General features: G+C 29.3%; 10 protein-coding genes. 8 read left to right on the top strand and 2 right to left on the bottom strand.

The window, feature by feature from the left end; genetic code table 11:
* Positions 1-80: 80 nt before the first annotated feature.
* The 5 genes from SY27_RS07690 to SY27_RS07670 are packed head-to-tail and all read left to right on the top strand — an operon-like array spanning position 81 to position 8,087.
* On the top strand, positions 81-3,905 hold the full coding sequence (locus SY27_RS07690; RefSeq protein ID WP_045968865.1) for an efflux RND transporter permease subunit: 3,825 nt from the start codon (positions 81-83) through the stop codon (positions 3,903-3,905).
* Complete coding sequence (locus tag SY27_RS07685) at positions 3,898-5,118, top strand: TolC family protein (protein WP_045968863.1); 1,221 nt, start codon at positions 3,898-3,900, stop codon at positions 5,116-5,118. Before SY27_RS07690 ends, SY27_RS07685 begins: the two co-directional genes overlap by 8 nt.
* Before the next feature lie 2 nt (positions 5,119-5,120).
* A complete protein-coding gene (locus SY27_RS07680; RefSeq protein WP_045968861.1) occupies positions 5,121-6,902 on the top strand; it encodes an efflux RND transporter periplasmic adaptor subunit in 1,782 nt (593 codons plus the stop codon).
* Between the two features lie 12 nt (positions 6,903-6,914).
* A complete protein-coding gene (locus tag SY27_RS07675) occupies positions 6,915-7,646 on the top strand; it encodes a DUF3347 domain-containing protein (RefSeq protein ID WP_045968859.1) in 732 nt (243 codons plus the stop codon).
* Positions 7,647-8,087 (top strand): heme-binding domain-containing protein, encoded by a 441-nt coding sequence (locus tag SY27_RS07670; protein WP_045968857.1) that lies wholly within the window; start codon positions 7,647-7,649, stop codon positions 8,085-8,087.
* A gap of 334 nt (positions 8,088-8,421) precedes the next feature.
* Here the strand turns inward: SY27_RS07670 and SY27_RS07665 are convergent, their stop codons facing one another.
* Positions 8,422-9,399: a GlxA family transcriptional regulator gene (locus SY27_RS07665; protein WP_045968855.1), complete on the bottom strand. Its 978-nt coding sequence runs from the start codon at positions 9,397-9,399 to the stop codon at positions 8,422-8,424.
* Positions 9,400-9,557: 158 nt separating this feature from the next.
* On the opposite strand from SY27_RS07665, the gene SY27_RS07660 reads away from it, so the two are divergent.
* The 3 genes from SY27_RS07660 to SY27_RS07650 all read left to right on the top strand — a co-directional run bounded on the left by SY27_RS07660 (position 9,558) and on the right by SY27_RS07650 (position 13,861).
* Positions 9,558-9,995, top strand: coding sequence for a VOC family protein (locus tag SY27_RS07660; protein WP_235270931.1), 438 nt, complete (start codon positions 9,558-9,560; stop codon positions 9,993-9,995).
* Between the two features lie 29 nt (positions 9,996-10,024).
* Positions 10,025-10,411, top strand: a complete 387-nt coding sequence (locus SY27_RS07655; protein ID WP_045968851.1) for a DoxX family protein — start codon at positions 10,025-10,027, stop codon at positions 10,409-10,411.
* A 456-nt stretch (positions 10,412-10,867) separates the two neighbouring features.
* Positions 10,868-13,861 carry a CHAT domain-containing tetratricopeptide repeat protein gene (locus SY27_RS07650; RefSeq protein ID WP_045968849.1) on the top strand — a complete coding sequence of 998 codons (2,994 nt, stop codon included), beginning with the start codon at positions 10,868-10,870 and terminating at the stop codon, positions 13,859-13,861.
* Here the strand turns inward: SY27_RS07650 and SY27_RS07645 are convergent.
* A complete protein-coding gene (locus tag SY27_RS07645) occupies positions 13,841-14,542 on the bottom strand; it encodes a tol-pal system YbgF family protein (protein ID WP_045968847.1) in 702 nt (233 codons plus the stop codon). The genes SY27_RS07650 and SY27_RS07645 overlap by 21 nt on opposite strands.
* Position 14,543 lies beyond the last annotated feature (1 nt).

The raw sequence follows: 14,543 nt of genomic DNA, 5'->3' as shown, positions 1-14,543 counted from the left end.
TCTTTGGAGGAATATTCAAAAAAATGTTTACCAAAATCTTTGATAAATAATTTTTTGTTGGTTGTAAATTTTATATTCATATGTTAAATAAAATAATAAAATATTTCCTAGAAAATAGATTAGTAACTGTACTTATTTTTATAGTTCTAATTTTATGGGGTATTTCTACAGCACCGTTTAATTGGAAAATACCATTTCTTCCTTCTGATTCGGTTGCGGTTGATGCTATTCCTGATATTGGTGAAAATCAGCAAATTGTTTTTACGCAATGGCAAGGTAGGTCGCCTCAAGATATTGAAGACCAAATCTCTTATCCATTAACTACCTATTTATTAGGAATTCCTGGTGTAAAATCAATTAGAAGTAATTCCATTTTTGGTTTTTCAAGTATCTATATCATTTTTGATGATGATATCGAATTTTACTGGTCCAGATCAAGAATATTGGAAAAATTAAACTCACTACCAAATAGTTTATTACCCGAAAATGTAAAGCCATCATTAGGCCCAGATGCAACAGCACTAGGACAAGTATATTGGTATACAATTGAAGGAAGAGATAAAGACGGTAATCCTACTGGTGGATGGGATTTACAAGAAATAAGGACGGCACAAGATTTTTACATTAAATACGGACTAAATGCTGTTCAAGGAGTTTCGGAAGTGGCATCCATTGGTGGTTTTGTAAAAGAGTATCAAATTGATGTCAATCCTGATGCATTGAAAGCATACAATATCAGTTTAATGCAGGTAATGACAGCTGTACAAAAATCGAATAAAGATGTTGGTGCCAAAACAATTGAAATTAACCAAGCCGAGTATTTAGTTAGAGGTTTAGGTTATGTTAAAAAAGTAGAAGATATTGAACTAGCCGTTGTAGCGGTTAAAGACAATGTTCCAATTCGTATAAAAGATATAGGTGTAGTTGCATTAGGACCAGAAACAAGAAGAGGAATTTTAGATAAAGGAGGTGCTGAAGCCGTAGGTGGTGTTGTTATTGCACGATATGGCTCTAATCCATTAGAAGTAATTAATGGTGTAAAATCTAAAATCAATGAAATTGCACCAGGTTTACCTAAAAAAACATTAGCTAATGGTGTTGTAAGCCAATTAACAATTGTTCCTTTTTATGATCGAACAGAATTAATTCAGGAAACAATTGGAACCTTAGAAACAGCTCTTTCGCATGAAGTATTAATAAGTATTATTGTAGTTTTACTTTTAGTTTTAAATTTAAGAGCTTCTTTAATCATTTCCAGCTTATTACCTGTTGGAGTATTAATGACTTTCATTGTAATGCGTTATGCTGGTGTAGATGCTAACGTAGTGGCTTTATCAGGAATTGCTATTGCAATTGGAGTAATGGTAGATGTAGGCGTCGTGTTTGTCGAAAATATTATTCGACATCTCGAAATGCCAGAAAACCATGGTGCAAAAGGCAAAAAATTAATGCAGGTAATTTATGAAGCAACTACCGAAGTTGTTTCAGCTATTACAACTGCCTTAGCAACTACGGTTGTAAGTTTTATTCCTGTATTTGCTATGGAATCTGCCGAAGGAAAATTATTTAGACCTTTAGCATTTACTAAAACATTTGCTTTATTAGGTGCTTTTGTTTTAGGATTAATTATTCTTCCATCTTTAGCTCATTATATTTTTGGTATTGACTACGACAAAAAAAGAGTAAAACGTTTTTGGGCGTATGTATTTATTTCTGGAGGTATATTATTGAGTATTTATTTTAAAATTTGGCTTCCTTTAGCTTTAACATTAATGGGATTATATGATCTCTTAAATCACAAAATACCTCAAAAATATCAACCCTATACAAAACATTTCAATTTAATTGTAGTTTTATTTATTGTATCCTTTTTCCTTACCGAAGAATGGATGCCTTTAGGTCCTCAGATAAGTGTAATTGGTAATTACCTATTTGTAATCATTTTGTTAGGAATAATATTAGGTGTTCTTTTGTATATCGTAAGTTCCTATGAAAAAGTACTGCGTTGGTGTTTAGAAAATAAAGGTAAATTCATGTTATTACCAATGATAACATTGTTTTTTGGAGTTTTAGTTTGGATAGGATTCGACAGTACTTTTGGCTTTGTTGCCAATGGATTCGACAAATTAGGTTGGAATATTAGATCCTCTAAAATTTGGTCAGTACCATCACATACATTTCCTGGAATTGGTTCCGAATTCATGCCAACACTTAATGAAGGGAGCTATCTTTTAATGCCAACATCTATGCCTCATGCTGGTGTAGAACAAAACAGAAAAGTAGTTGGACAACTCGATATGATTCTAAACCACATTCCCGAAGTTGATATGGCAGTTGGGAAATTAGGACGTGTAGAAAGTGCTTTAGACCCTGCTCCAATTTCAATGTATGAAAACGTTATCAATTATAAGCCAGAATATATTTTGGATGCTAACGGACATCGAATGCGATTTAAAACCGATAATAAAGGTCGTTACATTACAAAATCTGGTGATACACTTTCACATGATGAAGCACTAAAACAGGCAATTACTGTAAAAAATTTAATACATGACGAAGATGGTTCTTTCTATAGAAATTGGCGCGATATAATTCAATCACCCGATGATATCTGGAATGAAATTGTAAAAGCTTCTAAAATACCAGGAGTTACATCTGCTCCCAAATTACAACCTATCGAAACACGTTTGGTTATGCTTCAAACAGGAATGAGAGCACCTATGGGAATAAAAGTTTTTGGACCCGATTTAAAAACTATTGAAGAATTTGGATTAGAATTAGAAGCCATTATTAAAGAAGTTCCTTCTGTAAAAAGCGAAGCTGTTTTTGCCGATAGAATCGTAGGAAAACCTTATTTACATTTAAATATTGATAGAGAAAAAATTGCTCGATTTGGCTTAAATATAGAAGATGTTCAACAAGCTATTGAAACAGCAATTGGAGGAATGAAAATTTCTTCAACTGTTGAAGGAAGAGAACGCTATCCTATAAGAGTTCGCTATCCTAGAGAATTAAGAGATAGCCCTGAAGCATTAGGAAAAATATTAATAGCTACTCCTACTGGCGCACAGATTCCGTTAGGTCAATTAGTTCAGTTTGAATATAAAAAAGGACCTCAAGCCATTAAAAGTGAAGATACTTTTCTGGTTGGTTTTGTATTATTCGATAAAAATGATGGCTATGCCGAAGTTGATGTAGTAAATGATGCTCAAAAAGCAATTCAAGCTAAAATTGATTCAGGCGAATTGGTAGTGCCTCAAGGTGTAAATTATAAATTTTCAGGAAGTTATGAAAATCAAATAAGAGCAATGAAAAGACTTTCAATTGTAATTCCTATTTGTTTAATCGTTATCTTTTTATTACTTTATTTTCAATTCAAGACTGTTATTGCATCGTCAATCCATTTCTCTGGAGTATTTGTTGCATTTGCAGGAGGATTTATTATGCTCTGGTTATATGGACAAGATTGGTTTATGAATTTTGACGTTGCTGGTGTAAACATGCGGAATTTATTCCAGATGCATCCCATAAATCTAAGTGTAGCTGTTTGGGTAGGTTTCATAGCCTTATTTGGAATTGCTACTGATGATGGAGTAATCATGGGTTCTTATATCCACCAAGTTTTTGAAGAAAAAAATCCACAAACAATACCCGAAGTTCGGGACGCTGTAGTAGAAGCCGGAAAAATGAGAGTTAGACCAGCAGTTATGACAGCTGCAACAACAATTATTGCTTTACTGCCCGTTTTAACTTCAACTGGTAAAGGTTCAGATATTATGATTCCTATGGCAATCCCTACATTTGGAGGAATGACTATTCAAATTATGACCATGTTTGTAGTACCTGTATTACAAGCGTTTTGGAGAGAAACAGTAATTAAAAATAAAGAAAAGAGAAATGCGTAAACTAATAATTATATTCATTTTATTTTTTGCTTATAATGCTAAAGGACAATCTTTAAACGATTATTATACTATTGCTGCGGAAAATAATCCAGAATTAAAAGCAAAGTATAAAGAGTTTGAAGCAGCCATGCAAAAAATACCACAAGTTAGCTCTTTGCCCGATCCTAATCTTTCAATGGGGTATTTTATTTCTCCCGTTGAAACAAGACTTGGACCGCAAAATGTTCGATTATCTCTTTCGCAAATGTTTCCTTGGTTTGGCACTTTAAAAGCACAAAAAAATGCAGCAACTTTACTTGCAGAAAGTAAATATCAAGCATTCTTAAATGCTAAAAACCAATTGTTTTCACAAGTAGCCGCTGTATATTATCCATTATATGAATTGCACGGTTTAAAAGAAATTGAACAAGAAAACATTAGAATTTTAGAATCGTACAAAAGCATAGCCAATACAAAATTTCAAAATGCTAAAGGAAGTTTAGTAGATGTTCTACGTGTGGATATTATGATAAAAGATGCTCAAACTAATTTAGAAATTTTAAATAAAAAAGAACCCGCATTAACATCTTGGTTCAACAGTATTCTAAATAGAAAGTATGATGAAAAAGTTGTTGTTTCTAAAAAGATAGAAACAATAGAATTACCCATCGAATATCGTAAAGATTCAATAGTTACTAATCCAATACTACAAGAAATTGAATTAAAAAAGCAAGCTTCGGAAGCTACAATTGAAGTAGCTAGAAAACAAGGTTTGCCAAAATTAGGAGTTGGTTTAGATTATGTTTTTGTAGGTACTGGAATGAATAATTTTCCAGACTCAGGTAAAGATGTTATCATGCCTATGGTTACAGTTAGTTTGCCCATTTTTAGAAAAAAATATGACGCAGCAGTTACTGAAGCAAAATTAATGCAGGAAAATTATTCTTTTCAAAAAGAAGCTTATGAAAACAAATTGAACGGAACCTATTACAAACTTGTTTTTGAATTGCAAAAAGAAAGAGACTTATTAAAATTATATGAAGGACAAGTAATAACACTATCCAAAAGTTTAAGTCTATTATTTGCCTACTACAGTAATGCCAATAAAGATTTTGAAGAAGTATTACGTATGCAACAAGAGCTTTTAAAATATCAAAAATTGCAATTGTCAAGTATAAGTACTTTTCATGTAAAATTAGCAGAATTAGATTATTTAACCGCAAAACAATTTTAATCATGAATATAGATAAAAAAACAAAAATCTTATTAGCAATAACCTTATTAGTTGGGCTACTATTAGGAGCTTTGTTATTTGGTGGAAGCTCTGAAGAAAAAGATGAAAATAAAACAGATGCTTCATCAAAAGCAGAAACATGGACCTGCTCTATGCATCCACAAATTAGACAGCCAGAACCAGGTGATTGTCCTATATGTGGAATGGATTTAATCCCTTTGGAAGCAGGAGATGATGATATAGATCCTGATGCAATTAGCATGTCGGAATCTGCCATGATTATTGCTGGAATCTCTACTTACAAAGTAGGAAATACCGATGGTGTTAAAGAAATTTCACTTAATGGAAAAGTTGAAGTTAATGAAAGAACCGTTTATAGCCAATCATCACATATACCAGGTCGTATCGAAAAAATTCAAGTTTCGTTTGTGGGCGAATATGTAAAAAAAGGTCAAGTAGTTGCGTATATCTATTCTCCTGAATTAGCCAGCACACAACAAGAATTAATTGAAGCATATACCGTAAAAGACATTCAACCTGAATTATTTGAATCGGTAAAAATGAAATTGAAAAATTGGAAAGTTTCTGATGCTACTATTAATACTATTATCTCATCAGGTAAAACCCAAGATAGATTTCCTGTTTATGCCGATGTTTCAGGATATATTATCAAGAAAAATGTTGAGTTAGGCGATTATCTTCAAAAAGGACAAACATTATATGATGTTGCCGATTTATCAACCGTTTGGGTGCTTTTTGAAATTTACGAATCAGACATGAATTGGGTAAAAAAAGGAAATAAAATAGACTATACAATTGCATCATTTCCAGGAGAAAAATTTTCGGGAACAATAACATTTATAGATCCATTTATAAACCCAATAACACGAATTGCAAAAGCAAGAGTTGAGGTAGCTAATTCAGGATTAAAATTAAAACCCGAAATGTTTGCAACAGGTACTTTAAAAACTCAAATAAGTGCAAATAAATCAACATTAAGCGTTCCAAAATCTGCTGTAATGTGGACAGGAAAACGCTCAATTGTATATGTAAAAAATGAAACAGACAAAGGAATAACATTCAAATTACGCGAAGTTACCTTAGGGCCATTATTAGGAAACGATTATATAATTGAAAACGGTTTAGAAATTGGCGAAGAAATAGTAGCAAATGGTACTTTTAATGTTGACGCTGCTGCACAATTAGCCGGAAAACCAAGTATGATGAATATTGAAGGTGGCAAAGTAAATACAGGACACAATCATGGAGATTCACCAATGTCTATGAATGGTGATAAAAAAGTAGTGCTAAAAGAAGATAAAACAGCAATTAGTACAGAAGCCAAAAAGAGCTTACAACCATTGTATAAAGATTATTTTCAATTTAAAGATGCTTTAACAAAAGATGATTTTAATTCGGCTAAAAAAGCTCTTTTAGAATTTGAAAAATCGTTTAATAAAATAAACATGAGCGTATTTAAAGGAGATGCTCATAAAATATGGATGAGTTACCAAGCAGAGTTAAAAAAACAAACATTACACGCTACACATATAAAAAACATTAAAGAATTAAGAATGTCTTTAGAACCAATTTCAAATGTAATGGTAGCAATGACAAAAGCTTTTAACCCTTTAAACGAAACTACTTATGTTCAGTTTTGTCCTATGGCAAATAACGATAAAGGTGCGTTTTGGTTAAGTAAAGAAAATAAAGTAATTAACCCATATTTTGGGGCTTCTATGTTAAAATGTGGAGAAGTAAAAGAAACAATTAATAACAAATAAATTTTAAAAATAATGAAAAAAGTAATAGGAGTTTTAGCAGTAGCTTTATTAAGCTTAACAATTTCTTGTAAAGACAACAAAGGAGAACAAAAAGACGAAATACATAATGAAATGAGTGATAATCATACAACATATGCTTGTCCAATGAAGTGCGAAGGCGATAAAACCTATGATGAAGCAGGTTCATGTCCAAAATGTGGAATGGATTTAGAAGCAGTTGAAGCACACAACCACTCTGAAGCAAATCACGAAGACGGACACGACCATGGTAATAACGAAAGTACAGAAAGAGCAATTACTCAAAACAGTACAAAAAACACTGCTACATCAGCCATACTTGATGCTTATTTTGAAATCAAAAATGGTTTAGTTGCTGATAGTAAAGAAAAAACAGCAACAGGAGGAAATTCTCTTTTAGATGCTATTTCTAAATTCGATATGTCAAAATTATCGCAAGAAACACATAAAGAATATATGGAAATTCAAGAAAGTGCAAAAGAACATGCAGAGCATATCGTAAAAAGCCCTATTGATCACCAAAGAGAACACTTCGAAGCTTTAAGTACAGATATTACTGATTTAGTAGCACTTCTTGGAACTGATAAAGTTATCTATCAAGATTTTTGTCCTATGGCAAACAACAACAAAGGAGCATATTGGTTAAGCGAAGTAAAAGAAATTAAAAACCCATATTTTGGTTCAAAAATGTTAAAATGTGGAAGTGTAAAAAAGCAAATAAACTAAATGAAAAAATTTAAAATCATAGTATTGATTTTATTGATTGTGTTTGTGGGAATTCAATTTTTTCCCACAAAGCGCAATCAAAGTGATAGTGTACCCAATACAGATTTTATGATAGTTAATACTGTGCCAAAAAATATTGATAACCTATTGAAAACAGCTTGTTATGATTGTCACAGTAATAATACATCATATCCGTGGTATAATAAAGTGCAACCAGTTGCTTGGTTTTTAGAAAATCATATTGATGAAGGTAAAGCAGAATTAAATTTTAACGAATGGGATAATTATTCAAACAGAAGAAAAAAAAGCAAATTAAAATCAATAGTTAGTCAAATTGAGGACAACAAAATGCCTCCTAACTCATATAGCTTTATTCACAAAGACGCTGTCCTTTCAAACGAACAAAAACAAGAAATTATAGATTGGATAAATAGTATGTAAAATTATAATTGAATTTATTAAAAAATTTAATAATATGGAAAATCATAAATACCACTAAAAAAACGAACCATTCTAGAATGAAACACGTTCCTATAGGAATGGCAGGTTATAATTACCATCAAATGATGATTAACGATTTTTAAGAAACGCTTTTGGTAACCATTCCAATAGCATTTCTATCTCCAATGACACAAGATTTTTTGGGTATGAATTTTTATTTCTCAGAAATTCTTAATGTACTATTTGGTTTAGCAACAATCGTATATTTTTATGGAGAATGACCTTTTCTAAAAGGGTTTTCAGCAGAAATAAAAAATAGTTCTCCTGTATGCAACTAATTTAAAGTTCCTTTGTTGTATTTATTTCTATATTCAATAGGAGTTAATCCTGTTATCTTTTTAAAAATAGTTCGAAAAGCCTTTGAATCAGTATAACCAACATCATACATAACTTCATTTATGTTTTTTCGATTTGTTTCAAAATTTCGTTTCGCAAATTCTATCTTAACTCTATTTATGTATTCTAAAACAGAATTATTAGTAGCTAGTTTAAATCGTCTTTCAAAACTTCGTCTCCCTAATGAAACTAAATGTGCCAGTTCATCAATTGTTATTCTTTCTTGAATATTATTTTCAATAAAATCCTGAGTTTGTTTTATAGCCTCATCAGTATGGTTTTTTTGACCTTGAAACATTGCAAAAGCAGATTGATTTTTTCTATCAATATCAATGGCAAAATATTTAGAGGCTAAAATAGCGGTTTGTCTATCAGTATATTTTTCAACTAAATGCAATAATAAATTCCAATATGAATTAGCTCCTCCACTAGAATAAATACGATGTTCTTCTGTAATAATATTACCATCAACAACTTCTGTTTTTGGAAACATTTCTCGAAACTCGTTTTGAAATCCCCAATGTGTAGAGCATTTTTTACCATCAAGTAATCCTGTTGATGCTAATAAAAAAGCACCTACACATAATGAAGCTATTTCTGCTCCATTTTCATATTGCTCATTTATCCATGGCAATGCTTTTTTATTCATTTTAATAGCACTTTTCATATCACCAAACAATGCAGGAATTACTATTAAATCTGTTTTTTTTACATCTTTTAGTAGTTGAGTAGTTTTCACAGAATAAAGACCATCATTTAATTTAATTTCTTTTTTAAATCCTACAAGTTCTATATTGAATAAAGGTTTTTTACCAGAAACCATCATGAATTGATTTACAGCAGAAAATAAATATTGTGGATCAGCAATGGCTTGTAATACTGACGATTCTGGAACTAAAATACTTACACTTTTCATATAAAATACTTGGAATAAAGGTCTAAAGTACAAATTATATTGACGTAAATATACCTTAAGTTGTCATTTTTGCACATTTTAAAAGTTTTGTTTTTGTTGCAATTTTGTAATGTTACTTAATCGATATACGATTGCATTTTTGTTTAATTTCATATAAAATGAATATGACACAAATTAATTCTTATTTGACCTTTAATGGAAATTGTCTTGAAGCAATGCAGTTTTATAAAGAATGTTTAGGAGGGAAACTTTTGTATCAGACTATTGGAGATTCTCCTATATCAGAAAAAATACCTAAGCAGATAAAACATTATATTATGCATGCTTCACTTTCAAAAGAAAGATTGTTATTAATGGCTTCAGATATAGTAGATAATGATAAATTAATTAAAGGAAATACTATTTCTCTTTTTTTGAATTGTAGTAGTGAAAAAGAAATTAGAGAGTATTACGAAAAACTTTCTCAAGGTGGAAAATCTAATTATCAGCTAGAATACAATTATTGGGGTGTATTGTTTGGAACTCTTATAGATAAATTTGGAACACATTGGGTACTAAATTATAATAAAAATAGAAGTGAATCTTTTAATTTATAACTTTAATATTAATTTAAAAAACAGAAAAAATGAAATCAAAAAAAACAAACAAAATTATTTTTTGGACAGCAACAATTGTTATTTTCTTATTTGAAGGAGTAATGCCAGCATTAACTTATCAAACAGAATTAGCAAAAGAAGGAATCAGACATTTGGGATATCCTGAATATTTTGGAAGCGCTTTAGTACTGTTTAAAATTTTAGGAGTAATCGCATTAATTATTCCAAAAATACCAAGAAGATTGAAAGAGTGGGCTTATGCAGGATTTGTCTTCGATTTTATATTTGCATCAATTAGTCATACTGCTGTAGAAGGTTTTGGATTTGGAACTGTTTTTCCGTTAATTATCTTAGCCGTTTTAATGGTATCTTATGTTTATTATTATAAGATAAATTCTTTTAACTTTAAATCATAAATGTTATGTCATTTCAAACATATTAAAAAAATATTGAGGCTAAAACAGTAAAAATCACCTTCGAGTTATTAAAAATAAAGCAATAGTTCTTTTGGTATTTAATGATTTAAGGTGAAAATATTAAGATCTAATTATCATTTGTGACAATTTGTTTTTTATAAATAGCACAAGCAAAAAATGAAGCTTTAGCTAATGTGAAAAACACTTTTTACCTAAAATAAATCTATAAAAACCATCATTTTTACTAGGTTGGTTTCATAGTCAATGAATATGTTTTTATCTATTAAAATTACAAATTATACTATTCAGACAATAGGTTTTGCTGTCATAATTAGATTGAGGTTGTTCTTCTTTTTAAAAAAAAAAAGGAAATAGTATTATTTAGAAACTCTTTTTTTATTTTTTTAATGAAACAAGAAATTATTTTTCTATTTTTAGAATATTAAAAATGACTGTATGAAAAAGTGTTTTTTTTTAGTTTTATTGTATTCTATTTCTTTTTTTTCACAACATAATGACTTAAAAAAAACAGTAAAATTATCAGATAGTTTAGAACATGTTGAAGATTTTACAAAAGCAATCCAACTTTGGCAAAATAATGTAAAAGGAAACCCAACATTAGCTACAAATTATATAAAATACTTCGTATATCTAAAAGAAAAAAAATCCATTTTATCTCTTGATAAATTGCAAAATAACCTTTTAAAGAGTAGTAAAAGAGATACTTTTCAGTCCGATTTATTAATTAAAACATATGTTTTATATTATAATTATTTGTCAGAAAAAGAGAGCTGGGAAAAAGCACTAGAAAAAGCTTTGGAAGGAGTAGAATTAAAAGATTTCAATCTAGCAAGTACAAAAACCAGAATAGAGTATTTATCAAATTTAGGATATATCTATAGACAATGTAAAAACCCATATGAAGCCATTTCTTTTTACAAAAAATCTTTAGACTTAAATATGGCAACTAATGGAGAAAATGCAAATATAGCTAATGATTATAATAATTTAGGAGATGCTTATATAGAGAATTATAATCCTACAAAAGCGAATGAATGTTATAAAAAAGCAATTTCAATCTTAGAAAAAATTACTACAAACAAACCAGAAGATATAGATCAATTACTTATTGGTTATAGAAACCTGATTAGTAATTTGTTAGAATATGGAGCACAAGACGAAGCAAAAAAATACGTAAATAAGATAAATACTCTTTTTTTAAAAAATAAAAAGCAGTTGAATATTCATTCAAAAGAATTGTGTTTTCATGCTAGACAAATGCAAATAGATGGCAATGTTTCTTTTTTTGCAGCAACAGGTAATTTTGAAATGGCCACCAAATATTGTGATAGTTTAAAGACTGAAACATCATTTAAAAAAGAAAATATAAAGGAAGTTGAGTTTCTAACTATGCGATATTACGATGTTGCAGACTTTATGTATGAGTTTGAAGAATATGCTCAAACCGCAGAACGACTTCATCAATTAGAACCCATTATAAATAAATTTAATTTAATCGTTCCTAAAATGTTAGTTAATGCTAAATTAGGTACTTCTTATGAAAAACTAAAGGAGTATAAAAAAGCATTGCATCATATAGAAATTGCAGAACAAATAGTAGATCAACAGCATTTTAATTCTAGTAAATTTTCAATCCAAATTATTAAAGCTATTATCTTAGGTGGAATGAATAAAAATCAAGAAGCAATTGCTATTAGCAAAAACACATTAGAACAATTAGTTTATGAGAAAACAAAGACAAAAATTGCGATTGATCAAATAAAGTTTGAAAATGTATCTGAACTTGCAGATGCTTATTTTATTAATATTTTTGAAAAAGTAGCAGATTTATATGTGAAAAAATTCAAACTATCTAAACAAAAAAAAGACATAGAAATTGCTGAAAACTTATACCAAATTGCTGGAAAATTATTTCAAGAATATTATTTAAAAGGAGAATTTAATGATTATTTAAGTTATTATCATCAAGAAATTGTTGAAGGTATTTTAGAATGTACACTTTTAAATCAAGCTAGTTTTCAACAAAAAATAAAAAACATAAATCTAATAGAACGTAATGCTTCTCAGCATTTATTAAAAGAGTTTGATAAAAAAATAAAAAGAAGAACATCTGAAAATACAACTTCTGTAAATCAAATTAATAATTTAAAGATAGAACTTGAATTTTATAAAAAACAAAACACAACGGTAAAAAGAGAAAGAGATTTTAATTCAAGAAAAATAATAACATTACAAAAAGAAATTGATAAACTAAGTAATAAACTAAGTGAAACGGAGAAAAATTATTCCAAATTTAATACAGCTACATTTGATGTAAATAAAGTGATTTCTAGATTAAAAAATGAGGAACAATTGCTTAAATATTATGTTTGTAGCAATGTTGTTTATGCGATTATGTTTTCCAACAATTCAATTGAAATAAAGAAAATTGGTGATAAAAAAACAATTGAAAATCAAGTCAAAAAGTATAGTAAAGAAATACACACTATTCAAACCAATTTTAAAAAAAATAGTAATACATTGTATACTCTTTTAATGCCTTTTACTTTTAAAAAGACCATTACTATAATTCCTGATAGTTTCCTAAACTATCTTCCATTTGAAACACTATATAATTATAAAAAAGAGGCTTATGTTATAGAAAATCACTTAGTGTCTTATAATTATTCGTTACCTATGTGGTTGTTGCACCAACAAAATAGGCAAAAAAACTATAATCAGAGTTTGGCTGCGTTCGCTCCATTTTATGATAAACCTTCAAGCAATAATAAAAGAAGTGACTTTAAAGAATTAAAGTTTACTACTGTTGAATCTCAACAAATAGCAAATCTTTTTGGAGGTACATTGTTTACAAAAGAAAAGGCTACAAAAGATAATTTCATAAAAGAAATTGAAAATTTTGATATTTTTCATTTATCCATGCATTCTCAACTGTTTGAAGACGATTTTAATAAATCATGTTTAGTGTTCTCTAATGAGGAAAAACTTTATTTTTCAGATTTATACGGCATGCATATTCCAGCTTCAATGGTGGTTTTAAGTGCTTGTGATACTGGAAGTGGTACTTTGAAAAATGGAGAAGGTATCATGAGTATGTCTAGAGCTTTAACGTATGCAGGAGTTAAAAGTGCAGTAGTCAGTTTATGGCAAGTTCCTGATAAAGAAACTTCAGAAATAATGATTTCTTTTTATGAAAATCTTAAAAAAGGACAGGCAAAAGACCAAGCCTTGGCTAATGCAAAAAACACTTTTATTAAAAATAATCCCATGAAAAACCATCCTTTTTATTGGGCAGGTTTCATAGTAAATGGAGATGTTTCACCTATTGTAAACAATTCTTATAATTGGATAATTTACATAAGTATCGGAATACTATTAGTAGCACTACTTTTTATTTTTAGAAAAAAATTATTGCAATTCAGAAAGTAATCTCGTAGCCGCTTCTTTTTGCGGATTATCTGTTTGAGTAAGTTTTTCTAAAAGTTGAGTAGCATCCTTTTTATTTTTTAATTTGAGGTTTGTTAAAGCAGCATACCATCTAAAAAAAGGTGTAAACGTATTTTCTTTAGTATAATCATGTAAATTTAAAGTAGTAAGAGCTTCCTGGTATTTCTGAGTCTCCATTAAAGACAACGCTTTATAAAATAAAGCATAATCGTCACCATCTTTAGTATAAATTTCCGAAAATAAAACAATCGCTTCTTTATAATCTCCAGAATCATAAGCATAAAATGCATCCGATTTTAGATCTGTATTATTTTCACCTCTTACTGTTGGAGCAATAGTATTAGGATAAGTCTGATAATATTCATTGTAAAGAGAATCGTAATTTGTATTTAAGAAAATAGTCCATATAAAAAAGCCTAATAGAACAGCAAAACTAGCTGCTATACATAACCATTTATAAGATTTTTTAGATTTTTCAAAAGATTGTAATTTTTGTTTTAAAGCCTTTCTTTCATTCAGCGTTATTGCTTTTTTTACATTTTTTTCATACTCAAATGCCATAGCAAAATCGTTGTCTTCTGCCAGTAAATTTTGAAAAATAATTTCTTCTTCAGACGACAAAGTGCCTTCAAAATATTTTTCTATGTAACTATACTTTTCCATT

It is taken from the genome of Flavobacterium sp. 316, assembly GCF_000967805.1.
Taxonomy (GTDB): domain Bacteria; phylum Bacteroidota; class Bacteroidia; order Flavobacteriales; family Flavobacteriaceae; genus Flavobacterium; species Flavobacterium sediminilitoris.
The sequence above is the reverse complement of the archived record's forward strand: the minus strand, read 5'-3'. Positions and strand labels throughout refer to the sequence as shown.